This window comes from Pseudomonas phenolilytica, assembly GCF_021432765.1.
In the GTDB taxonomy this organism is placed as follows: Bacteria; Pseudomonadota; Gammaproteobacteria; order Pseudomonadales; family Pseudomonadaceae; genus Stutzerimonas; species Stutzerimonas phenolilytica.
The window spans coordinates 2,337,239-2,364,181 of sequence record NZ_CP058908.1 but is presented as its reverse complement, the minus strand read 5'-3'; the positions used below and the strand labels follow the sequence as shown (position 1 = coordinate 2,364,181).

Below are 26,943 nucleotides of genomic sequence, written 5' to 3'. Positions count from 1 at the left end.
AAAACGAACTCCTTACTTCAGTTCATGGTGAGTGTTGCAGGGCCATCAGCCCTCGCGGCCGAACGCTCGGCCGTGTCCGTCTTCCAGCCGCCACCCAGGGCGCGATACAGCTGGACTTCGCGGTTCAGCTGCAGCAGGTGGTCGCTGAGCAACTGGCGCTGCGACGCGAACAGCTCGCGCTGGGCGTCGAGCACGGTGAGGTAGGTGTCCACGCCCTCGTCGTAACGCTGGCGGGCCAGCTGGTAGTAGGCGCGGTTATTGTCGACCAGATCGCTCTGCGCCTGTACCTGTTCGTCGTAGGTACCGCGCGCGGCGAGGCCGTCGGCGACTTCGCGGAAGGCGGTCTGGATGGCCTTTTCGTAAGCCGCGACGTGGATGTCCTTCTGGATCTCGGCGTAGTCGAGGTTGGCCTTCAACCGCCCGGCCGTGAAGATCGGCAGGTTGATCCGAGGGACCAGACTCCAGGCGCCGGAACCGCCGTCGAACAGACCGTCCAGTTCGCTGCTGGCGGTGCCGGCGCTGCCGGTCAGGCTGATGCTCGGGAAGAACGCCGCGCGCGCCGCGCCGATGTTGGCGTTGGCGGCCAGCAGGCGGTGCTCCGCGGCGCGGATGTCCGGGCGACGCAGCAGCAGATCGGCCGGCAGCCCGGCGGGGAAGTCGGCCAGCGTATCCATCTGCAGCTTGCCACCAGCCGGTAGATCGCGCGGAATCGCCGCCCCCAGCAACAGGCGCAGGGCGTTGGCATCCTCGGCGATGAGCCGGGTATACAGCGCCTTTTGCGTACGCGCCTGATCGACCAGGGTGCGCGCCTGGCGCACGTCCAGCTCCGAGGCGGTGCCGGCTTCGGCACTGGCTTCGATCAGCGACAGGCTCTGCCGGTAGCTTTCCAGCGTGGCCTCGGTCAGCTCCAGCAGCGCCTGGTCGGTGCGCCAGGCGAAATAGGCGGTGGCGACGTCGCCGACCAGGGCGATGTGCACGCTGCGCTGGGCTTCTTCGCTGGCCAGGTACTGCTCCAGCGCGGCGCGGCTGAGGCTGCGGATGCGGCCGAAGGCGTCCAGCTCGTAGGATACGCCCAGCCCCACGTCATAGCGGCTCTGGATACCCGCCTCGCCGGTCGGCGAGAGGTCGTCCGGCAGGCGCTGGCGACTGCCACTGCCGCCCGCGTCGACGCCGGGGAACAGCTCGGCACGCTGGATGCGGTGCAACGCGCGGTAGGCCTCGACGTTCAGCGCGGCCTGACGCAGGTCGCGGTTGTTCTGCAGCGCCACGCCGATCAGCTCGCGCAGCGCGGCGTCGCGGAAAAACTCCTGCCAGCGCAGATCGGCCGCGCGCGCGTCGCCCTGCTCCGCCTGATCGTACGCCGCGCCCTGCGGCCAGTCGGCCTCGATCGGCGCCTGCGGTCGCTCGTACTGCGGGATCAGACTGCAGCCGCCCAGTGCCAGGGCAACCGCGAGGGTCAAAGGCTTGAACTTCATGCGGTTTCTCCTTCGGCTTCGGCTTCGGCTTCGGCAACGGCGTGCGGCTTCTTGCGGCCCTCGAAGAGCTTGACCACCACCACGTAGAACAGCGGCACGAAGAACACCGCAAGCACGGTGGCGGTAATCATCCCGCCGACCACCCCGGTCGCCACCGAATGCTGGCTGCCGGCGCCGGCGCCACTGGCCAGGGCCATTGGCAGCACGCCGAAGGTGAACGCCAGCGAGGTCATGACGATGGGGCGCAGGCGCAGACGCGCCGCGTGCACCGCCGCCTGGACCAGCGGCATGCCTTCCTTCTCATAAAGGTCCTTGGCGAACTCGACGATGAGGATGGCGTTCTTCGCCGACAGGCCGACCGTGGTCATCAGGCCGATCTGGAAATAGACGTCGGCGGTGAGATCCCGGAACAGCGTGGCGAGCACCGAGCCGAGGATGCCCAGCGGCACCACCAGCATCACCGCCGCCGGCACCGACCAGCTCTCGTAGAGCGCCGCCAGGCAGAGGAACACGATCAGCACGGTCAGCGCGTAGAGCATCGGCGCCTGGTCACCGGTCTGGATTTCCTCGTAGGAAAGCCCGGTGTAGCTCAGGCCGATCCCCGGCGGCAGTTGCTGCATGATTTCAGCGATGGCCACCATGGCGTCGCCGGTGCTGTAGCCCGGTGCCGGTTCGCCGAGGATTTCCACCGAGGAGATGCCGCCGTAGCGCTCCAGCTTGGGCGAGCCGAAGGTCCATTCGCCGGTGGCGAAGGCCGAGAACGGCACCATCTCACCGAGGGCGTTGCGCACGTACCACTTGTCGAAATCCTCCGGCGTGATGCGCGCGGTCTCCTCACCCTGGATATACACGCGCTTGACCCGGCCGCGGTCGATGAAGTCGTTGACGTACATCGAGCCCCAGGCCGCCGACATGGTCTGGTTGATCGACGCGATGCTGACCTGCAGCGCACGGGCCTTCTCATCGTCGATGTTGACCTGGAACTGCGGCTCGTCGTCCTTGCCGTTGGGGCGCACCGCGCGCAGCTTCGGATGCTCGCCGGCCAGTTGCAGGAACTGGTTGCGCGCCTCCATCAATGCCGCATGACCGACGCCAGCGTTGTCCTGCAGATAGAGGTTGAAACCCATCGCGTTACCCATTTCCAGGATCGCCGGTGGCACGAAGGCCATCACGGTGGCGTCCTTGATCGTCGCGAAATGGGCGTTGGCGCGCTCGGCGATGCTGAACACGTCCTGACCCTCCGCGGCGCGCTGGTCCCAGCCCTTGAGCATGACCAGACCGAGGCCGGAGTTCTGCCCACGACCGGCGAAGTTGAAGCCGTTGACGGTCAGCACGTGCTGGATCAGCTCGCCTTCCTCTTCCTTCAGATAGTCCTGCACCTGCTGAAGTACCGCACCGGTGCGCTCTGCGGAGGAGTTAACCGGCATGCGCACTTCCACCATCATCAGGCCCTGGTCCTCGTTGGGCAGGAAGGCCTTGGGAATCTGGGTGAACAGGTAGCCGGTGCCGGCAGTGATCAGCACGAAGGCCAGCAGGTAGCGCCCGCGGTGCTTGAGCATGCCGCCGACGCCGCGCTCGAAACGGGCGGTGCCGCGCTCGAAGGTGCGGTTGAACCAGCCGAAGAAGCCCTTCTTCTCGTGGTGGGCGTCGCCTTTGGGCTTCTTCAGGATGGTGGCGCACAGCGCCGGGGTGAAGATCAGCGCGACCAGCACCGACAGGCCCATGCAAAGCACAATGGTCACGGCGAACTGCTTGTAGATGATCCCCGCCGAACCGCCGAAGAAGGCCATCGGCACGAACACCGCCGACAGCACCAGGCCGATGCCGACCAGCGCACCCTGGATCTGCCCCATCGACTTGCGCGTGGCTTCCAGCGGCGACAGGCCCTCCTCGTGCATCAGGCGCTCGACGTTCTCCACCACCACGATGGCATCGTCCACCAGCAGACCGATGGCCAGCACCATCGCGTACATGGTCAGCACGTTGATGCTCAGGCCGAAGTACGGCAGCAGCGCGAAGGCGCCGAGCAGCACGACCGGCACCGCGAGGGTCGGAATCAGCGTGGCGCGGAAGTTCTGCAGGAACAGGTACATCACCAGGAAGACCAGCACCACCGCCTCGATGATGGTGTGCACCACCGAACTGATCGAGGCCTCCACCACCGGCGTGGTGTCGTAGGGATAGACCACCTCGACGCCTTCGGGCAGGTAGGCTTTCTGTTTTTCCATCGCGGCCTTCACCGCGGCCACGGTCTCCAGCAGGTTGCCGCCGGAAGCCAGGCGCAGCGCCAGGCCCGCCGAGGGTTCGCCGTTGCGCTTGCTGGAAATGGAGAAGTTGTCGGCACCCAGCTCGACGCGGGCGATGTCCTTGACGCGCACCTGTGAGCCGTCGGCCTTGACCTTGACCAGGATTTCCTCGAACTCCTCGGGCGTGGTCATGCGCGTCTTGCCCAGCACCGTGGCGTTGAGCTGCACGCCGCTGAGCGTCGGCAGACCGCCGAGCTGCCCGGAGGACACCTGCACGTTCTGTTCGCGGATGGCATTGGCGACGTCGCCAGGCGTCAGCTGGTAGCTGTTGAGCTTGGCCGGATCGAGCCAGATGCGCATGGCGTAAGGCGAGCCGAACAGCAGGTAGTCGCCGACACCGTCGATGCGCGAAATCGGGTCCTGCAGCTGCGAGGCGATCAGGTTGCCGAGGTCGAAGTTGCTCATCTTGCCGGTGGTATCGGCCAGACCGATGATCAGGAAGAAGTTCTTCTGGTACTTCACCACGCGCAGGCCCTGGCGCTGCACTTCTTCAGGCAGACGCGGGGTGGCCAGCTGCAGTTTGTTCTGCACCTGCACCTGGGCGATGTCCGGGTTGGTGCCCTGCTCGAAGGTCACGATGATGGTCATGCTGCCGTCGGAATTGCTCTCCGCGGACATGTAGCGGAAGCCGTCGAGGCCGCTGAGCTGCTGCTCGATGACCTGCACCACGGTGTCCTGCACGGTCTGCGCGGAGGCGCCGGGGTAGCTGACCTGGATGGCCACCGCCGGGGCGGCGATGTTCGGGTACTGGCTGATCGGCATTTTCACCAGCGACAACGCGCCGGCGAGCATGGCGACGATCGCCAGCACCCAGGCGAAGATCGGCCGGTCAATGAAAAAACGGGACATGTACGGCTTGCTCCTTAGTTGGCGACGGCGTCGGTCTTCGGAGCGAACTCGGCGACCAGTCTGACGTTGCTGGCCGCCACCGGCTTGACGGTGATGCCGCTGCGCACCCGCTGCGTGCCTTCGGTGACCACCCGTTCGCCATCGGCGACGCCCTTGCCGATCAGCCAGGCATTGCCGACGGTGCGCAATGTCTCGACTTCGCGCCGCTCGACGCTGTCGTCCGGCTTGACCACCCAGACGCTGGGCACGCCGCGCGCATCGCGACTGACCGCCTGCTGCGGCACGAGGATGGCGTCCTGCTGGGTGCCTTCCTTGAGCAGCGCATGCACGAACATGCCGGGCAGCAGCTTGCGGTCCGGGTTGGGAAATTCGGCGCGCAACGTCACCGAGCCGGTGGTCGGGTCGACGCTCACCTCGGAGAACTTCAGGGTACCGGGCAACGGATAGGCGCTGCCGTCGTCCAGGGTCAGGCTGACCTCGGCCTGGTTGTCACCGGAACTCTGCAGGCGGCCGGATTCCAGCGCGCGGCGCAGGCCGAGCAGCTTGGTGATCGGCTGGTTGACGTCCACGTAGATCGGATCGAGCTGGGTCACGGTGGCCAGTTCCTGGGCCTGGCCGTTGGTGACCAGCGCCCCCTCGGTCACCGCCGAGCGGCCGATGCGCCCGGAGATCGGCGCCAGCACCTTGGTGTACTGCACGTCGATGCGTGCCACCTGCACTTCCGCCTGCGCCTGCTTCCAGGCGGCCTGGGCGTCGTCGTACTGCTGCTGGCTGACCGCATTGGTCTTCAGCAGACGCTCGTAGCGGCGGGCCAGGTTCTCGGCGGTGGTCAGGTTGGCTTCGGCGCGGGCCAGGCGCGCCTCGTAGGTGCGCGGATCGATCTGGTACAGCTGCTGGCCTTTCTTCACCTCCGAGCCCTCGGTGAACAGGCGCTGCTGGAGGATGCCGGAAACCTGCGGGCGCACCTCGGCGACCCGGTAGGCGCTGGTGCGACCCGGCAGGTCGGTGGTCAGCGTCAGCGGCTGCGCCTGCACGGTGTAGACGCCGACCTCGGGCACCGGCGCCGCGGCCTGTTCCGCCGTCTTTTCGCCACAGCCGGCCAGCAGGAGCAGCACCGCCAGTGGCGCCAGCCGAACCTCACGCAATGTTTTTCTCGGGTGTTTCACGTTGTTCTTCTCCTTGAAGCGTCGCAAGACATGTATCGCATGGCGGGCGAGTGTACCATTGTGCGATTCAGCTTAATGAGAAAAAACCGTGAACGAATTTGTCCGCGCTCGGTCAGCGATACGCAACGCGGTATGCCGCCTAGCCTCGGCGGCGGCACTGCTGGAGAATGCGGGCGGTGTTCAGTGCGAAGGGAGAAACCGATGACGCAGACAGACCAGGGCAGCGATGCCGCCAAGCAGGCCGGCATTCAGGTCATCGCCCGCGCGGCGGCGGTCATGCGCGCGCTCGGCAGCCACCCACAGGGCCTGAGCCTCGCAGCCATCGCCCAGCTCGTCGATCTGCCGCGCTCGACCGTGCAGCGCATCATCGGCGCGCTGGAAGCGGAGCATCTGGCCGAAACCATCGGCCCAGGCGGCGGCTTCCGTCTCGGTCCGGCGCTCGGCCAGCTGATCAGCCAGACCCAGACCGACATCATTTCGCTGGTCAAACCGCAGATGCTCGCGCTGTCCGAGCAGCTGCAGGAGTCGGTGTGCGTGAGCACGCTGGTTGGCGACAAATCCTATGTGGTGGATCGCGTGGTCGCCGAGCGCGAATTGCGCGTGGTCTTCCCCATCGGCATCAACGCCCCCGCCTACACCACGGCCAGCGGCAAGGCGCTGCTGGCTGCGCTGCCCGATGACAGCCTCGCGCAGCTGCTGCCGGACCCGCTGCCCAAGGTCACGCCGGCCACGCCGGAGCGCGCCGCGCTACTGGAGCAACTGGCGCGGATTCGCGCCGGCACGCTGGCCGAAGAACACGACGAACTCATCGAAGGCATGAGCTCGTTCGCCGTGGTGCTGGATACCTACCTGGGGCGCTACGCCATCGCGGTCGTCGCGCCATCGGCGCGCGCGGCAACGCGCAGCGCGACCTTTCAGCAGGCACTGCGAGCCTGCAAGCAGACCGTCGAGCGGGCGATCGGACGCGCGACCGCTCAGGCCTGAGCGTCAGCCGAGCGCGGCAGCAGCCAGGCGCGAAACGCCTCCAGCGCCGGCAACACCGAGTTGCGCGGCGGATAGACCAGGCAGTAGGTGCGCTGGCTCGGGATAGGCGCGCCGATGGCGAGCAAATGCCCCTGCTGCAGTTCGTCTTCGACCAGCAGGCCCGGCACCAGCCCGACGCCAATGCCGGCGCGCACCGCCTGGATCAGGTGCGAGGTCAGCTCGAAGTTCGGCCCGCCGTGCATCCGCTGCGGGTCCAGACCGTTCTCGGCGAACCACTGCGCCCACAGCGGCGGATGGCTGGCCACCTGAAGCAGCGTCTGCTCGGCGATGGCTTCCGCTGTCGCCGGCACGCCCGCGGCGAAAATCGCCGGGCTGGCGACCACCACCATCGATTCCTCCAGCAACGGATGCACCACCAGGCCCGGCTGCTCGGGATTGCCGACGCAGATCGCCGCATCGATGTCTTCGGCATCGAAATCCACCGGCTGGATGCGTGAATGGATATGCACCTGCACGCCGGGGTTGGCGGCATAGAAGGTGTTCAGCCGCGGCAGCAGCCACTTTGAACCGAAGGTCGGCAGCAGTGCCAGGCGCAGCGTGCCGACCCCGGAACCATAGGCCACCGCCTGCAGCGTCGCGTTGCGGATCTGCGCCAGCGCGCCGGCCAGCTCGCGACGATACAGCCGGCCGGCATCGGTCAGCACGATGTTGCGCCCCTCGCGGCGGAACAGGCTGACGCCCAGCAGCGCTTCGAGCGCCTGCACCTGGCGGCTTACCGCGCTCTGGGTCAGCGACAGTTCCTGTGCGGCGCGGGTATAGCTTTCATGTCGAGCCGCCGCCTCGAAAGCGAGCAACAGGGACATCGAGGGCGTCAGACGACGGTAATTCATTCAAGAAACTCATGGATTGGCGACTGAAAATACCTTTGTAGCATGTCACCTCAATGGCGAAAATTCGGCCATTCGATAAAAAGCGCCGACCCGCTGCGTCGCGTCGCGCGCCAGATGAGTGAGAACCGTCGACCATGATTGCCCGCCTCCCCACCAGCGCGCCCGCCGCACCCTATATCGCCTTCCTCGACGCCCTGCGCGCGGCCGGCTTTCGCGGCGAGATCGCCCAGGACCACGCCAGCCGCACCGTGCTGGCGACCGACAACTCGATCTACCAGCGCTTTCCGCAGTCGGCGGTGTTTCCGCTGGATGCGCGGGACGTGGAGACGCTGACCCGCGTGGTCGCCGAACCGGCGCATCGCAGCGTGCGCCTGTCGCCGCGCGGCGGTGGCACGGGCACCAACGGCCAGTCGCTGACCGACGGCGTGGTCGTCGACCTGTCGCGGCACATGAACCGGATTCTGGAGATCAACGTCGCCGAGCGCTGGGTGCGCGTGCAGAGCGGCGTGGTCAAGGATCAGCTGAATGCCGCGCTCAAGCCGCACGGGCTGTTCTTCGCCCCCGAGCTATCGACCTCTAACCGCGCCACCATCGGCGGCATGATCAACACCGACGCCAGCGGCCAGGGCAGCTGCACCTATGGCAAGACGCGCGACCACGTGCTCGAACTGGACAGCGTGCTGCTCGGCGGCGAACGCCTGCACACCGCCGCACTAGACGATACAGCGCTGGCCGGGCAACTGGCGCGGCAGGATCGCATCGGCGAGGTCTACCGCTGCGCCGAGGGCATCCAGCGCGAGAAAGCCGCGCTGATCGAAGCGCGCTTTCCCAAGCTGAACCGCTGCCTGACGGGTTACGACCTGGCGCACCTGCGCGAGGCGGACGGCCGCTTCAACCTCAACAGCGTGCTGTGCGGCGCCGAGGGCTCGCTGGGTTTCATCGTCGAGGCCAAGCTCAACGTGCTGCCGATCCCCAGGCATTCGGTACTGGTGAACATCCGCTATGCGGGCTTCATGGATGCGCTACGCGACGCGCGCAGCCTGCTCGCGCTCAGACCGCTGTCAATCGAGACGGTGGATTCCAAGGTGCTCATGCTGGCCATGCAGGACATCGTCTGGCACGGCGTCGCCGACTATTTTCCGCAGGATGCGCAACAGCCGACGCTGGGCATCAACCTGGTGGAATTCTCCGGCGATGATCCGGCCGAGCTGGACGCACGGGTCGCCGCCTTCGTCGAACACCTGCAGCGCGACACTCAGGTGCAGCGTCTGGGCCATACGCTGGCCGTGGGCCAGGCGGCGGTCGGACGCATCTACGCAATGCGCAAGCGCGCGGTCGGCCTGCTGGGTAATGTGGAAGGCGAAGTGCGTCCGCAGCCCTTCGTGGAGGACACCGCCGTACCGCCGGAGAACCTGGCCGAGTTCATCGCCGAATTCCGCGCCCTGCTCGACGGCCACGGCTTGGCCTACGGCATGTTCGGCCACGTCGATGCTGGCGTGCTGCACGTCCGTCCGGCGCTGGACATGAAAGACCCGGCACAGGCGGCGATGGTGCGGCCAATCTCCGATGCGGTGGCCGAACTCACCCAGCGTCACGGCGGCCTCCTCTGGGGCGAGCACGGCAAGGGCGTGCGTTCGGAATACGCGCCGGCCTTCTTCGGCGAACTCTACCCCTCGCTGCAGGCGCTCAAGAGCGCGTTCGACCCATTCAACCAGCTCAACCCGGGCAAGATCGCCACGCCGCTGGAAAGCCCCGAGGCGCTGCTGAAGATCGACGAGGTGCCCTTGCGCGGTGAGCTGGACCGACAGATCGACGAGCGCGTCTGGCAGAGCTACGGCACCGCCATGCACTGCAACGGCAACGGCGCCTGCTACAACTTCGACCCGGACGACGCCATGTGCCCGTCCTGGAAGGCCACCCGCGAGCGCGTGCACTCGCCAAAAGGGCGCGCCTCGTTGCTGCGCGAGTGGCTGCGCCTGCAGCAACAGGCCGGCGTCGACGTGCTCGCCCCGGCAGCACGCGGCCCGCTGAACTTCCTGCGCGCGCTGCCCGAACGCTGGCGCAACTCGCGCAGTGCCGAGGCGGACTTCTCCCATCAGGTCTACGACGCCATGGCGGGCTGCCTGGCGTGCAAGTCGTGCGCCGGCCAGTGCCCGGTGAAGGTCAACGTGCCGGAGTTTCGTTCGCGCTTCCTGGAGCTGTACCACCAGCGCTACCTGCGCCCGCTGCGCGACTACCTGATTGGCTCGCTGGAGTTCAGCCTGCCGCTGTTCGCCCGCGTCCCCCGCCTGTACAACGCCATCATGGCCGCGCCCTGGGTCGACAGGTTGCTGGCCGAGCGCATCGGCATGGTCGACAGCCCGTTGCTCAGCGATTTCGACTTCGATGAGGCCTGCCGGCGCTGGGACGTCGCAACGGCAACGCCAGCACTTTTGGCCACGCTCGAGCCGGCGCAGCGCCAGCGCAGCCTGATCCTGGTGCAGGACGCCTTCACCCGCTATTTCGAGACGCCGCTGCTGGCCGCTTTCATCGAACTGGCCAGCCGGTTGGGCTTCAAGGTGTTCCTTGCGCCCTACTCGGCCAACGGCAAGCCGCTGCACGTGCAGGGTTTTCTCGGCGCCTTCGCCCGCGCCGCCCGACGCAACGCCCGGCGCTTGCAGGAGCTGGCAGCCTTCGACATTCCGCTGGTCGGTCTGGACCCGGCGATGACCCTGGTCTATCGCCAGGAGTACGCCAAGATCCCCGGCCTGCAGTGCCCGGAGGTCCTACTGACCCAGGAGTGGCTGGCGCGCGCGCTGCCCGAGCGCACGGCCACGGCGGACGCGACGCCGCCGGCGAGCTACCGGCTAATGGCGCACTGCACCGAGAAGACCAACGCGGCACCGAGCACGGCGTTGTGGAACCAGGTGTTCGAACGCGCCGGCCTGACCCTGGCGACCCAGGCCACCGGCTGCTGCGGCATGTCCGGCACCTATGGCCACGAGGCGCGCAACCTGGCGACTTCGAAGGCGATCTTCGCGCAATCCTGGGCGCCGGCGCTGGCCGTGGACAGCCAGGCCGAGCCGCTGGCGACCGGCTACTCCTGCCGCAGCCAGACCTCGCGCCTGCACACCCACAAGTTGCGCCATCCGATCCAGGCGCTGCTCGACCATTACCGGGCCGGCGCATCGGCCGGCTGACCTGCCCTCCCGCCGCTGACGGTCCGAAGCGTTACCTGCCGTCTGCGGCTGCACCGCGCCCCTTCAGGGCTCCTGCGGCATGCCGCATAATTAGCCGAAACCTGATGGCAAGACGCCCGACCGATCTTCTCGATCCTGCCGAAAGGCGCCAATCAGGACTGCCACTCAACAACGCCCTGTCGGAGCAAACTCCCAGGCTTGCGTTAAAGGATGCATGAAGTGATTTCCCCCTCAACACCCGAAGCTGCGGGACTTTCCGTGTCTCGCCGCTTCTCCGTCGCGCCGATGATGGACTGGACGGATCGTCACTGCCGTTACTTCCTGCGCCAGTTGTCGCGTCACGCCCTGCTCTATACCGAGATGGTCACCACCGGCGCGCTGATTCACGGTGACGCCGCGCGCTACCTGCGATACGACACGTGCGAGCACCCGCTGGCGCTGCAGCTGGGCGGCAGCGTTCCGGCGGAACTGGCGGTATGCGCGAAGATGGCCGAGGCCGCGGGCTACGACGAGGTCAATCTGAACGTCGGCTGTCCCAGCGATCGCGTGCAGAACAACATGATCGGCGCCTGCCTGATGGGCCATCCGGCGCTGGTGGCAGATTGCGTGAAGGCCATGCGCGACAGCGTCGGCCTTGAGGTGACGGTCAAGCACCGGATCGGTATCAACGGCCGCGACAGCTATGCCGAACTGTGCGATTTCGTCGGTCAGGTGCGCGACGCTGGCTGCCGCAGTTTCACCGTACACGCGCGCATCGCCATCCTCGAAGGGCTTTCGCCGAAGGAGAATCGTGAGGTGCCGCCGCTGCGCTATGACGTGGCCGCACAGCTGAAACGGGACTTTCCCGATCTGGAAATCATCCTCAACGGCGGAATCAAGACGCTCGACGAGTGCGAAGCGCATCTGCACACCTTCGATGGCGTCATGCTTGGGCGCGAGGCGTACCACAACCCCTATCTGCTGGCTCAGGTGGACCAGCGGCTGTTCGGCAGCAGCGCGTCGGTCATCAGCCGCGCGCAGGCGTTGCGTGCCATGCGCCCGTACATAGAACAGCACCTGGCGAGCGGCGGCACGATGCATCATGTGACCCGCCACGTACTCGGGCTGGGCTCGGGCTTTCCCGGTGCGCGGCGCTTTCGCCAGATGCTCTCTGCGGATATCCACAAGGCCACCGACCCGCTCGCGCTGTTCGACCAGGCTGCCGCCCTGCTTGACGGACATTGATCGCCGCCCGAGGGAACGCTGCCTTACCAGCCCCATCAAAGCACGCGTACCCGTGACTATCGGCCCGTTGTAGCGGGCTGGTGCGCTCGGGTAAGGTCATGCTCATTCACTGGACGGAGCCTCCCCTTTCATGACTTCCAAGCTGGAACAACTCAAGCAGTTCACCACTGTCGTCGCCGATACGGGCGACATCGACGCTATCGCCCGTCTGCAACCGGTGGACGCCACCACCAATCCGTCGCTGCTGCTCAAGGCCGCCGCGCTGCCGCGCTACGCCGAACATCTCAAGTCCGCAATGAGCCGCTGCCAGGGCGATGTGGGCCTGGCCTGCGATCTGTTCGCCGTCGCGGTGGGCGAGGAGATTCTCAAGCTGATTCCGGGGCGTATCTCCACTGAAGTGGATGCGCGCCTGTCCTTCGACAGCCAGGCGATGATCCAGCGCGCCGAGCGCCTGATCGGTCTCTACGAGCAGGCGGGAATCGGCCGCGAGCGCGTGCTGATCAAGATCGCCGCGACCTGGGAAGGCATCCGCGCAGCCGAGCAACTGGAGAAGGCCGGTATCCAGACCAATCTCACCCTGCTGTTCTCCTTCACCCAGGCTGTGGCTTGCGCCGAGGCCGGCGTATTCCTGATCTCGCCGTTCGTCGGTCGCATTTACGATTGGTACAAGAAACACGAAGGCCGCGACTACCAGGGCGCCGAGGACCCCGGCGTGCAATCGGTCAGCCGCATCTACGACTACTACAAGGCGCACGGTTACGAAACGGTGGTGATGGGCGCGAGCTTCCGCAACGTTGGCCAGATCGAGGCGCTGGCCGGCTGCGATCGACTCACCATCAGCCCCGAGCTGCTCGGCCAGCTCAGCGAGGCCAGCGGCACGCTGGAACGCCGCCTGGCGCCGGGACGTGGCAGCGAGCCGCGCATCAGCCTGGATGAAGCCAGCTTCCGCTGGGGCTTGAACGAGGATGCGATGGCGACCGAGAAGCTGGCCGAAGGTATCCGCCAGTTCGCCCGCGATCAGGAAAAACTCGAAGCCCTGCTCAGGGCGCTCGCCTGATCAGGAACGCTCCAACGCGGTGACGAGGTCACGGAAGGCCTCGCGGTTGGATTCGTTGAGGCTCATCAGGATGCGGTGAGCCTCCAGCACCTTGGCCTTCACCACCTCTTCCGACTGGTCCTGCGATGGCAGGTCCGCCAGGCATTCCGGGCACGGTAACGGCCGGTCGACGATATTGAACACCTGATCGAAGCCCATCGACTGCAGCAGACGGGTGATGTCCGGGTGGGTGGTCACCAGCGTCGGCAGCATGCCGACCTTCTGCCGCGACAGGATCGACAGCTTGGCCAGCAACCCCAGCGTGGTGCTGTCGATGCTGCGGCTTTCCGTCAGGTCGATGACGATGGTGGAAAAATTCAGCGCCGAGAAAATCCGGTCGATGGTGGCGTCCAGCGCCGAACACAGCGTCAGGCGGATTTCACCGATGAACTTGAGGACGAAGGTGCCGTCCATCTCGGCGAACTGGATCTTACCCGTACTCATGCAAGGTTCCTGCTCAACACCAGCAAGGCGATATCGTCAGGCATGTCCGCCAGTTCGGCCAGGCCGAAGACACGGCGCAGGCCATCCAGCGTGCCACCGGCGCCGCTGATCAATTCCGGCAACGCCGACTCTTTTTCTTTGAGTGTATCGCCTGGCAAAAGGTCCAGAATGCCGTCCGAGAGCAGCGTGAGGCTGAAGGTTTCCGGGAGTTTCAGCTCGAAATCCTGATAGGTAGCCTCGACGAACAGCCCTACCGGCAGACCGCGCCCCTCCAGGTAATGGGCAGCGCCGCCGGTGTACAGCACCGGCATCGGCAGATGCCCGCCGATACTGTAGTGCAGCACGTCGCGCTCGATGTCGATCACCCCGCCGAGCATGGTCACGTGCTTGCCCAGCTTGCAGTTGATCAACCCACGGTTGATGTGATCGAGCACTTCGGAGGGTTTGAATTCACGCAGCGTCCCGCTGCGCCGCGACTCGTAGAGCAGCCGCGTGGTCATGAACTTCAGCAGTACAGTGACGAATGCCGACGACGCACCGTGCCCCGAGACATCGGCGAGGTAGAAGCCGATCCGTCGCTCATCCACGCGGAAGTAATCGACGAAATCGCCGGACAGGTACAGCGACGGGATGATCTGGTGGGCGAAGTCGAAACCGTCGGCGCTCCAGGGCGTCACCGGCAGCATGTTCATCTGTACCTGACGACCGGCATCCTGGTCTTCCTGCAGCAGGTGCAAGCTGGCCTGCAGATCGCGGTTGGCGGATTCCAGCTGCTCGCGATAGCGACGGTTTTCCAGGCGCAGACGGGAACGATCCAGTGCGCGACGCACCGAATGCTCGAGCATCGCCAGGTCTTCCAGCGGCTTGATCAGATAGTCTGCGGCGCCCAGGCGCAATGCCTCGACCGCATCGCTCATGACACCGGCACCGGATACCACGATGACCGGCAGATCGGTCTGGCGCTCGCTGATCTGGCGAATCAGTTCGAGGCCGTCCATCTGCGGCATGCGCAGGTCGCAGATCACCAGATCGGGCTGCTCGGCCTCGAACAGTGCCATGCCTTCCTGACCGCTGCTGGCCTGCAGGACGCGGAAACCACTGTCATCCAGATAGGCTGCAAGGCTGGCCCGCACCACATCGTCGTCATCTATGATCAGTAGCGTCGCGCTTGGTTTATGCATGTTCCTACCAGGCGATTTACGCCAGGATGATGAGCCAGTGCGTGGAGCCCGCGCGGTGCGCGGCACGAGGGATGTTTTCAAGGCGCAGACGGTACTCCCATACGAACAGCGTTTCAAGCCAGGCACCCTGGACCGGCCGCAGGCGTCGATGCCACGATGATCGCTGGCTATAAGAACTTCGACAAATAGATGAAAAGGACAAGCACATGAGCCAGAAAGACCGGGACTACAGCGAGAAGCGCGACTTCATCCGCATGCCTGTCGAATGCACCGTGCGGTTGCTGGACGGCGAACGGCAGATTCAGGGCAAGTGTCTCGACCTGTCGAGTACCGGCATGCAGGTCGTGGCGGCGACCAGCCTGAATGCCGGCGACCGGCTACGCGTGCTGATCGCCTCGCAACATCCGACGCTCAAAGGACTGGACGCCGAAACCGAAGTGATACGGGTCGCCACACTGGAAGACGGCCAGCAAAGCCTGGGCCTGGCGATACTGGCGATGGCCTGACGGAGAGGCCGCGTCAGGCCTTATGCCGGATTCATTGATCCGGCGGCGGGGATCAGAAGTCGTCTTCGACCTGGCCGTCGAGCGTGCGGAATTCGCGGTTCTGCAGGTAGGCATTGCGGATGAACACGTACTTGTCGCCGGTGATCATCTTCTCCGCCGACAGCAGGCCAGCACGGGTGTCGACTACATCCACGCCGCGCGTGAGGTTGCGTGACGGCACATGATCCATGTACGGATACGGCTTGAGGAAAGCATCCGGCACCAGTCCTGCAGTGTCGCGCACGGTGCTCGGCCCGAGCAGCGGCAGCACCACGTACGGTCCATTGCCCAGCCCCCAGACACCCAGCGTCTGGCCGAAGTCTTCATCATTCTTCGGCAGCCCCATGCGCGTCGCCACGTCGAAGAAGCCCAGCACGCCGAAGGTGGTATTGAACAGAATGCGGCTGGTGTCGATGCCGGCATCGCGCACCTTGCCCTGCAAAAGGTCGTTGGTCAGCACCACCACATCGTCGAGGTTTCTGAAGACATTGCTGATGCCGTCTTCGAGAAAGGTCGGCGTCACCTTCTGGTAGCCCTGCGCCAGTGGTTTGAGGGTGTAGGTATCGAGCGTATCGTTGAAGCGGAACACCGCCCGGTTGACGCCCTCCCACGGGTCTTCCTCGGCAGCCTGCAGCGCCGGTACCGCCAGCGCTGCAGCGGCAACCAGAGCGACGTTGAAAAGCCCGAGGCACCGCGTGCCGAACTTGCGCATTGCAACTCTCCTGTTAGTCGGTGGCCGTGCCACCCTGCCGATCCAAGCGGCGAAGTATAGAACCATTCGCCGGCATTTCGGCAGCCTGCGGACGTGCGGAGGCTGCGCCGCCGCGGAGCATGGTGCAGACACAGACAAGCCAACGCGGCTGGTTTAACCTTCGTTCATCAGCACGGCTTGCCGCCGTGACGTTTCGCAACCATGAGAGGGAAGCAACATGCCGGCACATGATCTGCAGTCGCAGCTCGAAGAACTGCGTAGTCAACTGGCGCAGGACACCCCGCTGACCGAGGAGGAGCGCGCCTCGCTCCAAGCCATCGCCCTGGATATCGAAGCCCGCCTGGCCGATGACGGCGAGGCCGAGTACACCGACTCGCTGGTGGACGGCGTCAACCTCGCCGTGGAGCGTTTCGAAGTCAGCCACCCGAGCATGGCCATCACTCTGCGCAATATCATGCAGAGTCTGGCCAACATGGGCATCTGAACGGGACGACCGGGCTTACTGCCGCACCAGCCGGCGGTTGTCCGGCGTGAACGCCTCGGTGCTGCGGTACGGGTTGATGTCCAGCCCACCGCGGCGCACGTAGCGGGCGTAAACCGTCAGCCTGCGCGGCTGCAATAGCCGCTGCAGATCGAGGAAGATGCGCTCGACGCACTGTTCGTGAAAGTCGGCGTGCTGGCGAAAGCTCACCAGATAGGCAAGCAGACTCTCCGGCAGCAGTGCCGGCCCGCTGTAATCCACCACCACGCTGCCCCAGTCCGGCTGGCCAGTCACCGGGCAGTTGGATTTGAGCAGATGGCTGTGCAGGCACTCCTCCACCTGGCGGCTCGCGTCACGGCGCAGCAGCTCCGGACGCGGTGCATCGTAATGCTCGATGGCGACGTCCAGCTCATCGACGCAGCGCCCCGGCAGCATCGCCACACCCTCTGCGGTCACTTCATCGAGGCCGCGCAGGCGAACCCCGACCAGCTTGCCGGCGGCGGCGGAAAGATCGCGCTGCATGACCTCCAGCAGCGCTTCCTGCGAGGCGAAGATCGACTGGTTGAGCGAGTTCAGATAGAGCTTGAACGACTTCGACTCGATGATATTCGGCGAATCGGCCGGGATAGCGAACTCGCCGATGGCCACCACCGGCTTGCCTGACGGCAGCAGCCAGGACAGCTCGTAGCAGTTCCAGATGTCCACGCCGCGATACGGCAGCGTCGCTGCACTCAGGCCCAGCTCGGCCCATTTCGGCGCGCGCGGGATGGGGAACAACTGCTCGGGGCTGTAAGTGGCAACGTAGGCGCTGGACTTGCCCAGCGGCGAATGTTCTGCGGGATGCTGCATGGCGGGAACCTGAACGAAAAACGCCGCAAAGTGTAAAGCCTTGCGGCGTTTTTTTCAGCGCGGCGCGGTGCCAGGCGATTACTGGCGCATGCCGCGCCCACTCTTGAGCAGGCGCACGCAGAACAGGTATAGCAGCACCGCCGCCACGGCCATGAAACTGATCGCCACTCCGATGCGAATATCCGACACGCCGAGAATGCCATAGCGGAACGCGTTGACCATGTGCAGGATCGGGTTGGCCAGCGACAGCGTCTGCCAGAACGGCGGCAGCAGGTGGATTGAGTAGAACACCCCGCCGAGGTAGGTCAGCGGCGTCAGCACGAATGTCGGGATAATCGAGATATCGTCGAAATTGCGCGCATATACTGCGTTGATAAAACCCCCAAGGGCGAAGATCGTCGCCGTCAGCACGATCACCAGCACCATGACGCCGGCGTGATGGACCTGCAGATCGGTGAAGAACATCGACAGCAGCGTGACGATCACCGCCACCGCCAGGCCGCGGGTGATGCCGCCCAGCGCGAAGCCGATGACGATGACCTGGGGCGACACCGGCGAGACCAGCAGTTCCTCAATGGAACGCTGGAACTTGGTGCTGAAGAAACTCGACACCACGTTGCTGTAGGAGTTGGTGATCACCGACATCATGATCAGCCCCGGCACGATGTAGTCCATGTAGCTGAACCCATCCATCTCGCCGATTCGCGCGCCGATCAGGCTGCCGAAGATGACGAAGTACAGCACCATGGTGATCGCCGGTGGTAGCAGCGTCTGCGGCCAGATGCGCGTGTAGCGGCGGATTTCGCGCTGCACGATGGTCTGCAGCGCGACCAGGTTGGGGCGCAACTCGGCACTCATGGGTTCACCTTCTGCAGATTGGTTTCCACCAGCGACACGAACAGCTCCTCCAGCCGGTTGGTCTTGTTGCGCAAGCTCAGCACCTCGATGCCCTGCGCGGCGAGCAGGCGGAACAGCTCGGTCACGCCCTGGCTCTTCTCCACCTGCACCTCCAGCGTGTGGTGATCGACCAGCCGCGACGGATAACTACCCAGCTCCGGCGGTACCAGCTGCGATTCCTTCAGGTCGAGCAGGAAGGTCTCCACGTGCAGCTGCTTGAGCAGTTCGCGCATGCTGGTGTTCTTGACGATGCGGCCGTGGTCGATGATGCCGATGTTGCGGCACAGCTGCTCGGCCTCTTCCAGATAGTGCGTGGTGAGAATGATGGTGATGCCCTCGCGATTCAGTTCGGTGAGGAACGACCACATCGAGCGGCGCAGCTCGATGTCCACGCCGGCCGTCGGCTCGTCGAGGATCAGCAGGCGCGGCTGGTGAATCAGCGCGCGAGCGATCATCAGCCGGCGCTTCATGCCGCCGGAGAGCATCCGCGAGGACACGTCGCGCTTGTCCCACAGCCCCAGCTGATGCAGGTACTTTTCGGCGCGTTCCCTGGCGATCTTCGCAGGAATGCCGTAGTAACCGGCCTGTGTGACGAGAATATCGAAGGCCTTCTCGAACTGGTTGAAGTTGAACTCCTGCGGCACCACGCCCAGGCAGCGCTTGAGCCCGGAAGGATCGCGATCCAGGTCGTGGCCGAACACGTTCACCGTACCGCTGCTCTTGTTCACCAGCGTGGAAAGAATGCCGATGGTGGTGGACTTGCCCGCGCCATTGGGGCCGAGCAAGGCGAAGAAATCGCCTTCGGCAACATCCAGGTCGATGCCCTTGAGGGCTTGGAAGCCGTTGCCATAGGTCTTGGTCAACTGCCGGATGGACAGAGCGTTATTCATATAAGAGGTGCACACAACGCCGAGGGATCATCCTAGATAAGGTCGCCGCGCCGTGATTGCAACCACCCATCGCCCGCCCGAGGTCCACCTGCCGGCAGAAGGCTTTCGCTGACCGGCCGTTTACGCGAGGATGGGCCGCCCCACCCAGACGGAACCGCTCATGCTGCGCACGCTCGTCCTTTCGCTGGCCCTGTGCCTGGCCGCTTCTGCCCAGGCTGACGGATTCATCACCCGCCTGCTGAACAAGCCGGTACCGGGCGGCGTCGCCGTGATCGCGCTGGGCGACGCCGCCCAGGCGCCGCAGGTCCGTTATCAGGACAAACCAACGCTGGTGCTCCGCGAGGAAGGCCAGCGCTGGATCGCCATCGTCGGCATCCCGCTGTCAGCCCCGCCCGGTGCGCAAGCGCTGGAGGTCGACGGTCAGCCTCGGACCTTCCAGATCTCCGGCCGCGAATACCGCGCGCAGCACATCACGCTGAAGAACAAGCGGCAGGTCAATCCGAACCCAGCCGATCTGGCGCGCATCGAACGCGAACTGGCCGAACAGAATCGCGCCTATGCCCGCTTCAGCCCGAACCAGCCAAGCAACCTGCTGTTCGACCATCCGGTGGATGGCCCGCTGTCTTCGCCGTTCGGCCTGCGCCGCTTCTTCAACGGCGAGGAACGCAATCCGCATTCTGGGCTGGATTTCGCCGCCCGAGCCGGCACCCCGGTGAAGGCTCCGGCAGCCGGCGAGGTGATCCTCACCGGCGATTACTTCTTCAACGGCCGAACGGTATTCGTCGATCACGGCCAGGGCCTGATCAGCATGTTTTGCCACCTCTCGGCGATCGACGTAAAGCTCGGCGACCGCCTGGAGCGCGGCGCCGTGCTCGGCAAGGTCGGCGCCACCGGCCGCGCCACCGGGCCGCACCTGCACTGGAACGTCAGCCTTAACGACACCCGCGTCGATCCCTCGATCTTCATCGGCGCGTTCAAACCCTGACCACAAGGAAAGCCACCATGCGCATCAGAGCCACGCAATCGAACCTGCTCATCATCGACATTCAGGAACGCCTGCTGCCGGCGATCCTCGACAGCGCGCTGATGATCGAAAACACCGCCTGGCTGCAGCAGATCGCGCAGCGTGTCGGCGTGCCGGTGCTGCTCACCGAGCAGTACAGCAAGGGCCTCGGCCCGACCGCCGCGGTTCTGCGCGAGGGCGTGCCGGATGCCGCGATTCTGGAGAAGATGGAATTTTCCAGCGCCGCCGACGGCGAACTGTTCAAAAGGCCCGGCGGCGAGCGCCAGCAGTTCGTGATCTGCGGCTGCGAGACCCACGTCTGCGTCATGCAGACCGTGCTCGACCTGCTGGAGCGCGGCAACCAGGTGTTCGTCGTCGAAGAAGCCGTCAGCTCGCGCCGCGCCTCGGACAAGGCGCTGGCGCTGACGCGCATGCGCCAGGCCGGCGCTCAGATCGTTTCGCGTGAGATGGTGGCGTTCGAGTGGATGGAGCGCGCCGGCACCGAACTGTTCAAATCGATCAGCCGCGAATTCATCCGCTGATCCCTTCTGTAGCGCACCGGCGGTCGGGAATTTGCTAAGGTCCCGCCGTTCGGGCGGCCGCGCAAGCCGCCCTTCTCTGCTGGAGCGCCCATGAAGGAAGAACTGACCATCGCCCTGGACTGGCTCGGCAACCATCCCGAGCTGCAAACCCTGGCGGCCTGTACCGCCCTGATCTTCGCCGCCTGGCTTTCCAACTGGATCGTCAAACGCATTCTGGTGCGCGGCCTCTACCGACTGCTGCGCCATGCCGGCGACCCGCAGCTGCAGGACTTCGGCGTCATCAAGCGGCTATCCAACATCGTCCCGGCGCTGGTGCTGTCGATCGGAGTGAATGCCGTGCCCGGCCTGCCGGAAGCGGCTGTGACGGTAGTACGCAACGTCTGCGGCGGCTTCATCGTGCTGACTATTGCGCTGGCGCTCGGCGCGGTACTGGACATCGTCAACCTGCTGTACCAGCGCCGCGCGGACGCCCGCATTCACCCGATCAAGGGCTATCTGCAGGTGGTGAAGATCGTCGTCTACGCGATCGCCACCATCCTCATCATCGCCACGCTGATCGACCGCTCACCGCTGATCCTGCTCTCCGGCCTCGGTGCGATGGCCGCAGTGCTGATGCTGATCTTCCAGGACACACTGCTGTCGCTGGTGGCCAGCGTGCAGATCACCTCCAACGACCTGATCCGTGTCGGTGACTGGGTGGAAATGCCGCAGCTCAACGCCGACGGCGACGTCATTGACATCGCCCTGCATACCGTGAAGGTGCAGAACTGGGACAAGACCATCACCAGCATCCCCACCAAGCGCTTCATCTCCGACTCGTTCAAGAACTGGCGCGGCATGCAGGAAAGCGGTGGCCGACGCATCAAGCGCAGCCTTTTCCTGGATCAGCAGAGCGTGCACTTCCTCGACGCCGAGGAGCGCAAGCGCCTGTATCGCTTCAGCCTGCTGGAGGACTACCTGGTCAACAAGCGCAAGGAGATCGACGAGTGGAACGCCAAACTTGCCGAGCGCGGCCAGGAACCGGTCAACACGCGCCGCGCCACCAACATCGGCACCTTTCGCGCCTATGTCGAACGCTACCTGCGTGCGCATCCGGGCGTGCACCAGAATATGACGTTGCTGGTGCGCCAGCTGAGCCCGACCGCGGACGGCCTGCCGCTGGAAATCTACTGTTTCACCAACACGGTGGTCTGGGCGCAGTACGAAGCGATCCAGTCGGACATCTTCGATCACCTGCTGGCAATCCTGCCGGAGTTCGGCCTGCGGGTGTTCCAGCATCCGAGTGGAAGCGATATGCGTGATTGGCGCCAGTCGCTGGAATCGCGCGACGCGCCGGCGCTGCAGCAGCCGGACGAACATCCGGCCGAAGTGGTGGGTTAATCGTAGGTTGGCGCTGAGGCACGAAACACTCAACACAGCCTTGAGCACTGCCCATTGCGTCGTCCCTGACGCCAGCGCCGCGAGCTGCCCCGAAACGCTCCGCGCCTCAGCGCCAACCTACGTCCGGAGCGGGTGATCCCGCTCCTAGCAGCCGTGAATCAGAAACTCATGTCGACGCGCGCCCAGTAGGTGCGCCCCGGCTCGTTGACCCGTGTAGTCGGATCGAGCCCGTAATCGGCGAAGCCCGCGCTGCCGGCCAGGTTGAGGTGCTCGCTGTAGTTCTTGTCCAGGAGGTTGTCGATGCCGGTGCTGAACTTGAAGTTCTTGTTCAGCCGATAGGCACCGTTGACCGCCAATACCCCGAAACCCGAACTCTCGTCGAAGTCCTTGCCGACCACCGTACCCTGGTTTTCGGCGACCCGGCCCTGCGAAGCCACCACACGCCAGAGACCACTGGTGCTCCAGTTGTCACGTTCGTAGGTCAGGCCCAGACGTCCTTCCAGCGGCGGGATCTGCGGCATGGCACGATCATCGCTGCGGTTCTTGCCCCAGGCGTAGGCCAGGCTGGCATCACCCTTCCAGTTGCTGGTGAAACGGTAGCTTGCACCCGCCTCGGCACCGGCGATGGTGGCGTCGATGTTGCTGACATCGGCGCGCATCATTCCCGGCATCACCCCAGGCACATAGCTGAACAGGATGTAGTCCTCGACCACTCCGGCGTAGGCGGATACCCAGGCCTCCAGCGGCCCCTTGGCGTACTGCAGACCGACGTCCAGCTGCGTGGTCTTTTCCGGACGCACGGAGTCGAACGGCTGCACGGTGCCGACCGGCCCCGGATTGGAGACGAACAGCTCCCAGTAGTCGGGGAAGCGCTGCGCGTGGCCAAGCCCGGCATACCAGGTGGCCGGCAGGCTGGTCAGCTCCTCCTCGTAACGCACGAAGCCGCTGTACAGCGTATCGCGGCGGGTTTCGCCGGCGGTGGGGTTAGCCCAGTCACGCTTGACCATCGGCATGCTGGACGGATCGTGGCTATTGAAAAATTCGCGCTGATCCTCGGCCTCGTGCAGATCTACCCGTACGCCACTGACCACCTTTTGAGTGTCGGTGATATCCCAGGTCAGCTCGCCAAACAGTCCATAACTGTGCAGCATCGCATCCGGTACCCACGGCAGAGCGCCGCTACCGGCCGCGAGCACCATTTGGTTAACGGCCTTGGTCGGATCCATCACCTTACGGTGTTCGCTGCGCTGCGCATCGACACCGGCCTTGAGCTCGACATCGGTCCACTGCCAGGTGCCGACCAGACGCCCACCGACGGTGCGACGATCGACCCGCGAAAGCGTCGGATTCGGCATCATTCCGCCCGGACTGCGCAGGCTGAAGTTGTCCATGATGTGATCGGCGTAGTTGTAGTAGACCTGCGCCTCCAGCCCGTAGAACGTTTCGCCGATATCGGTCTTCTTGAAGCGCAGCCCCAGGCTTTCGCGCTGGAACTGGCTGCCGTCCATGCCGCGTCCGGCATAGCGCGCATAGCCGTCGCCGCGCCCGGCGGTCAGTTCAACGAGCGTGTCGGCATCCGGCGTCCAGCCCAGCGCGACATCGGTGTTCCACTTGTCGTAGCGCGACGGCACGGTGTCGCCGTTGCCATCCTCGTAATCGTCGGCCTGAGAGCTGTTGGCCATCAGCCGCGCGTAGCCCTGCTCGCTGCCCGCCGCGGCATCGATATTGCGGTCGAAGCGGCCGTTGGAGCCGGTCAGCAGGCTGGCGTTGATGCGATAGTCCGGTTCGCTGAACTGCTCCGGCTCACGCTCGAACAGGATCGTTGCCGCCGAAGCCCCCGGGCCCCAGAGCACGCTCTGCGGTCCTTTGATGACGGTCAGCTTGTCGAAGGTATCCGGACTGATGTACGAACTCGGCGAGTCCATGCGATTCGGGCATGCACCCAACATCTCCCCGCCGTTGCTCAGCAGTTTCAGCCGCGAGCCGAACATGCCGCGAAACACCGGATCGCCGTTCACCCCGCCATTACGCACCGCAGAAAAGCCCGGGATGGTCTTGAGATAATCGCCGGCGTCGCTGGCCGGAACCGGCTGGCGCGGAATCTTCGGATCGGTGACCACGGTCAGCGGCGACTGCTGGGCGACGCCAGTGATGACCATCGGCGCCAGCTCGACCGAGTCGGCCGCCTCGGTGTGGTGCGAGTGATCCATCGGTTCGGCGGCCAGTGCGGCACCGCTGAGCAGGCTTAGCAATGTGGCGTGCGCCAGTTGCCAGCGGCGGCGCGATGGATGAAACGAAAAATCAACAGACAGGCGCGAGCGCGCCGCACAGCCAATAGTGTTACTGGACATAGTTCTTTCCACATCTGCATTTTTGAATAGCCGCATGTTGGCGGCCTTGAACATTCAACTCGGCAGATATGGCGGGGCACGCGGATGGCCGCTGCTGCGGCGCTCGGCAGACAGCAGCGGCGCCTGCGGCAGGGCGTGGAAATAGGCAGGACGATGCAGCGGCAGCGCCAGGTCGACGGACAGGCTCAGCGGCGGATTGAGCGTGAGCAGTTCGCAGTAGCCACACAGCTCCAAGGCCGTCAGCCAGGCCGGACCGTCACTGGCAAGCGCTCGATGGTGCGCGACCGCCTTGGCCGGCGCGCCCTCCTCGGCGTGCTCATGCGCCGCGTGGTGATGCTCGCCCATGACCGCCGGTTCCGGCGGTGATACCTGGAGCGCGGAATACAGCGGGCCGACATGAATCATCAGCATGGCAAACAGGCCAAGCCAAATACTCAATGTCGAAAGCCCTTTGCGCGTCACCGACGAATCCCTTGCTCGAACAACCTGATTGACCGCCCAAGGCGGGTGCGGCGGGATGATCGCATGTCATCGCACCGAAGTGGTGCGGCATGACGCCGCAGAATTACATAGCAAACGAACAGCTATTAATTTCCATAAGACAGAATCCTGTTGCTGAAATTGAGATTAATTGGTGGTTTCTGCCATTTTCAAAAGCATTGTTGCAATCCGCTCATATAAAACCATAACGTTGGCGTCATGAACGACTGCAGCGGCAGGTGAATCGCTTCCCTGCCTGCGCCAACAACAGGGAAACGCCATGACCATGCTCAAGAATCCGTCGACGAAATATCGCGCCTTTCCGACCCTCGCCATGCCGGACCGCACCTGGCCGTCGAAGACCATTACCCAGGCACCGATCTGGCTGAGCTCCGATCTGCGCGATGGCAACCAGTCGCTGATCGAGCCGATGGACGCGGCGAAGAAGATGCGTTTCTTCAAGACGCTGGTCGCGGTAGGCCTCAAGGAAATCGAGGTGGGCTTCCCCTCCGCCTCGCAGACTGATTTCGACTTCGTGCGCGAGCTGATCGAGGGCGGTCATATTCCCGACGACGTGACCATCCAGGTGCTGACGCAGGCCCGCGAAGACCTGATTACCCGCACATTCGAGTCGCTCAAGGGCGCCAAGCAGGCCATCGTTCACTACTACAACGCCACCGCGCCGAGCTTCCGCCGCATCGTCTTCAACCAGGACAAGGCCGGGGTGATCCAAATCGCCGTGAACGCCGGCCGCATCATCAAGCGCCTCGCCGAGCAGAACCCCGAGACCGCCTGGCGCTTCGAGTATTCGCCGGAGATCTTCAGCTCCACCGAGCCGGAGTTCGCCGTCGAGGTGTGCAACGCGGTGGTCGAGGTGTTCCAGCCGACCCCGGCGAACAAGCTCATTCTCAACCTGCCGGCCACGGTCGAGGCGGCCACGCCCAACGTCTATGCCGATCAGATCGAGCACTTCTGTCGAAACATCGCGCGTCGCGACAGCGTACTGGTCAGCCTGCACACCCACAACGACCGCGGTACCGGCGTGGCGGCGACCGAGCTGGGCCTTATGGCCGGCGCCGACCGGGTCGAAGGCTGCCTGTTCGGTAACGGCGAGCGCACCGGCAACGTCGACCTCGTCACCGTGGCGCTGAACCTCTACACCCAGGGCGTCGATCCGCAGCTGGACTTCTCCGACATCGATGTCGTGCGCAAGGTGGTCGAGGAATGCAACCAGCTGCCGGTACACCCGCGCCATCCCTACGTCGGCGATCTGGTCCACACCGCGTTTTCCGGCTCCCACCAGGACGCGATCCGCAAGGGCTTCTCCCAACAGGACCCAAACGGCATCTGGGAAGTACCTTACCTGCCGATCGACCCGGCCGACATCGGCCGCAGTTACGAGGCGGTAATTCGCGTCAACAGCCAGTCCGGCAAGGGTGGCATCACCTTCCTGCTCGAGCAGGAATACGGCATCAGCCTGCCGCGGCGCATGCAGATCGAGTTCAGCCAGGTGGTGCAGAAGGAAACCGATCGCCTGGGTCTGGAAATGAGCGCCAAGCAGATCTATGCGCTGCTGGAAGCCGAGTATCTGCAGGCAACCGCGCCGTACGCACTCAAGGGCCACCGGCTGCAAGAGGAGAACGGTACCAGCGCGCTGGATGTCGAAGTGCTCGCCGATAACCAGTCGCAGCACTGGCGCGGCATTGGCAAGGGCCCGCTGGAGGCGCTGGTCGCCGCCTTGCCAGTCAAGCTGGAGATCATGGACTACCACGAGCACGCCATCGGCGCCGGCAGCAACGCCAGGGCCGCGGCCTACATCGAGGTGCGCCTGGATGGCGAGCGCCCGCTGCATGGCATCGGTATCGACGAAAACATCACCACGGCGAGCATCCGCGCGCTGTTCAGCGCCCTGAACCGCGCCTTGCGTGAAGCCGGGACGAAGGCGGCCTGAAGCGAAACCGCAAGATCGCAAGGGATGCCAAGGCATCCCTTTTTTTATCGCTGCTACAGCATCCGTCA

The 26,943-nt window shown here is 64.8% G+C and carries 22 protein-coding genes; 10 read left to right on the top strand and 12 right to left on the bottom strand.

The annotated features are described in order from the left end of the window. Positions 1-17: 17 nt before the first annotated feature. Genes HU825_RS11435 through HU825_RS11425 form a run of 3 tightly spaced genes read right to left on the bottom strand, consistent with a single transcriptional unit; the run spans position 18 to position 5,796 of the window. Positions 18-1,475, bottom strand: a complete 1,458-nt coding sequence (locus tag HU825_RS11435) for an efflux transporter outer membrane subunit (RefSeq protein ID WP_234302058.1) — start codon at positions 1,473-1,475, stop codon at positions 18-20. Then, positions 1,472-4,630: an efflux RND transporter permease subunit gene (locus HU825_RS11430; protein ID WP_234302057.1), complete on the bottom strand. Its 3,159-nt coding sequence runs from the start codon at positions 4,628-4,630 to the stop codon at positions 1,472-1,474. The genes HU825_RS11435 and HU825_RS11430 overlap by 4 nt, the downstream gene beginning before the upstream one ends. A gap of 14 nt (positions 4,631-4,644) precedes the next feature. Then, positions 4,645-5,796: an efflux RND transporter periplasmic adaptor subunit gene (locus HU825_RS11425; protein WP_284692193.1), complete on the bottom strand. Its 1,152-nt coding sequence runs from the start codon at positions 5,794-5,796 to the stop codon at positions 4,645-4,647. Positions 5,797-5,997: 201 nt separating this feature from the next. On the opposite strand from HU825_RS11425, the gene HU825_RS11420 reads away from it, so the two are divergent. Further along, on the top strand, positions 5,998-6,780 hold the full coding sequence (locus HU825_RS11420) for an IclR family transcriptional regulator (RefSeq protein WP_077683481.1): 783 nt from the start codon (positions 5,998-6,000) through the stop codon (positions 6,778-6,780). Here the strand turns inward: HU825_RS11420 and HU825_RS11415 are convergent. Beyond that, complete coding sequence (locus HU825_RS11415) at positions 6,771-7,670, bottom strand: LysR substrate-binding domain-containing protein (protein WP_234302056.1); 900 nt, start codon at positions 7,668-7,670, stop codon at positions 6,771-6,773. The genes HU825_RS11420 and HU825_RS11415 overlap by 10 nt on opposite strands. 134 nt (positions 7,671-7,804) lie before the next feature. Between HU825_RS11415 and ydiJ the strand changes: the two genes are divergently transcribed. The 3 genes from ydiJ (at position 7,805) to tal (ending at position 13,130) form a co-directional block, all read left to right on the top strand. Continuing rightward, positions 7,805-10,849, top strand: a complete 3,045-nt coding sequence (gene ydiJ / locus HU825_RS11410; protein ID WP_234302055.1) for a D-2-hydroxyglutarate dehydrogenase YdiJ — start codon at positions 7,805-7,807, stop codon at positions 10,847-10,849. Positions 10,850-11,059: 210 nt separating this feature from the next. Next, positions 11,060-12,073 (top strand): tRNA dihydrouridine(20/20a) synthase DusA, encoded by a 1,014-nt coding sequence (gene dusA / locus HU825_RS11405; RefSeq protein WP_234302054.1) that lies wholly within the window; start codon positions 11,060-11,062, stop codon positions 12,071-12,073. Between the two features lie 130 nt (positions 12,074-12,203). Further along, complete coding sequence (gene tal, locus HU825_RS11400; RefSeq protein ID WP_054093840.1) at positions 12,204-13,130, top strand: transaldolase; 927 nt, start codon at positions 12,204-12,206, stop codon at positions 13,128-13,130. On the opposite strand, the gene rssC is transcribed toward tal, so the two are convergent. Both rssC and rssB read right to left on the bottom strand, forming a co-directional pair. Next, positions 13,131-13,613, bottom strand: a complete 483-nt coding sequence (gene rssC / locus HU825_RS11395) for an anti-sigma factor antagonist RssC (protein WP_003288338.1) — start codon at positions 13,611-13,613, stop codon at positions 13,131-13,133. Further along, positions 13,610-14,794 carry a two-component system response regulator RssB gene (gene rssB / locus HU825_RS11390; RefSeq protein ID WP_043296229.1) on the bottom strand — a complete coding sequence of 395 codons (1,185 nt, stop codon included), beginning with the start codon at positions 14,792-14,794 and terminating at the stop codon, positions 13,610-13,612. Before rssB ends, rssC begins: the two co-directional genes overlap by 4 nt. A gap of 206 nt (positions 14,795-15,000) precedes the next feature. On the opposite strand from rssB, the gene HU825_RS11385 reads away from it, so the two are divergent. Beyond that, positions 15,001-15,300, top strand: a complete 300-nt coding sequence (locus HU825_RS11385) for a PilZ domain-containing protein (RefSeq protein ID WP_043296228.1) — start codon at positions 15,001-15,003, stop codon at positions 15,298-15,300. A gap of 52 nt (positions 15,301-15,352) precedes the next feature. Here HU825_RS11385 and HU825_RS11380 read toward each other — a convergent pair whose 3' ends face one another. Beyond that, the gene (locus HU825_RS11380; RefSeq protein WP_234302053.1) at positions 15,353-16,051 is read right to left on the bottom strand and encodes an MlaA family lipoprotein; all 699 of its coding nucleotides are present in this window, start codon (positions 16,049-16,051) and stop codon (positions 15,353-15,355) included. A 217-nt stretch (positions 16,052-16,268) separates the two neighbouring features. On the opposite strand from HU825_RS11380, the gene HU825_RS11375 reads away from it, so the two are divergent. Continuing rightward, positions 16,269-16,535 carry a DUF4404 family protein gene (locus HU825_RS11375; protein WP_043296224.1) on the top strand — a complete coding sequence of 89 codons (267 nt, stop codon included), beginning with the start codon at positions 16,269-16,271 and terminating at the stop codon, positions 16,533-16,535. Positions 16,536-16,550: 15 nt separating this feature from the next. Here the strand turns inward: HU825_RS11375 and queF are convergent, their stop codons facing one another. The 3 genes from queF to HU825_RS11360 form a co-directional block, all read right to left on the bottom strand. Beyond that, a complete protein-coding gene (queF, locus tag HU825_RS11370) occupies positions 16,551-17,381 on the bottom strand; it encodes an NADPH-dependent 7-cyano-7-deazaguanine reductase QueF (protein WP_234302052.1) in 831 nt (276 codons plus the stop codon). A gap of 78 nt (positions 17,382-17,459) precedes the next feature. Then, complete coding sequence (locus HU825_RS11365; RefSeq protein ID WP_054093837.1) at positions 17,460-18,239, bottom strand: ABC transporter permease; 780 nt, start codon at positions 18,237-18,239, stop codon at positions 17,460-17,462. Then, a complete protein-coding gene (locus HU825_RS11360; RefSeq protein ID WP_054093836.1) occupies positions 18,236-19,168 on the bottom strand; it encodes an ABC transporter ATP-binding protein in 933 nt (310 codons plus the stop codon). The genes HU825_RS11365 and HU825_RS11360 overlap by 4 nt, the downstream gene beginning before the upstream one ends. 160 nt (positions 19,169-19,328) lie before the next feature. On the opposite strand from HU825_RS11360, the gene HU825_RS11355 reads away from it, so the two are divergent. The 3 genes from HU825_RS11355 (at position 19,329) to HU825_RS11345 (ending at position 22,093) form a co-directional block, all read left to right on the top strand. Beyond that, positions 19,329-20,153: a M23 family metallopeptidase gene (locus tag HU825_RS11355; RefSeq protein WP_102827274.1), complete on the top strand. Its 825-nt coding sequence runs from the start codon at positions 19,329-19,331 to the stop codon at positions 20,151-20,153. 17 nt (positions 20,154-20,170) lie between these two features. Next, positions 20,171-20,713, top strand: a complete 543-nt coding sequence (locus HU825_RS11350) for a hydrolase (protein WP_234302051.1) — start codon at positions 20,171-20,173, stop codon at positions 20,711-20,713. A 90-nt stretch (positions 20,714-20,803) separates the two neighbouring features. After that, positions 20,804-22,093 carry a mechanosensitive ion channel family protein gene (locus tag HU825_RS11345; protein WP_043296214.1) on the top strand — a complete coding sequence of 430 codons (1,290 nt, stop codon included), beginning with the start codon at positions 20,804-20,806 and terminating at the stop codon, positions 22,091-22,093. A gap of 158 nt (positions 22,094-22,251) precedes the next feature. Here the strand turns inward: HU825_RS11345 and HU825_RS11340 are convergent, their stop codons facing one another. Continuing rightward, a complete protein-coding gene (locus HU825_RS11340; protein WP_234302050.1) occupies positions 22,252-24,444 on the bottom strand; it encodes a TonB-dependent copper receptor in 2,193 nt (730 codons plus the stop codon). A gap of 54 nt (positions 24,445-24,498) precedes the next feature. Beyond that, entirely contained in the window at positions 24,499-24,882 is a 384-nt protein-coding gene (locus tag HU825_RS11335) for a DUF2946 domain-containing protein (protein WP_234302049.1), read from the bottom strand. Between the two features lie 322 nt (positions 24,883-25,204). On the opposite strand from HU825_RS11335, the gene leuA reads away from it, so the two are divergent. Beyond that, a complete protein-coding gene (gene leuA, locus HU825_RS11330) occupies positions 25,205-26,875 on the top strand; it encodes a 2-isopropylmalate synthase (protein WP_234302048.1) in 1,671 nt (556 codons plus the stop codon). The last annotated feature ends 68 nt before the right edge of the window (positions 26,876-26,943 follow it).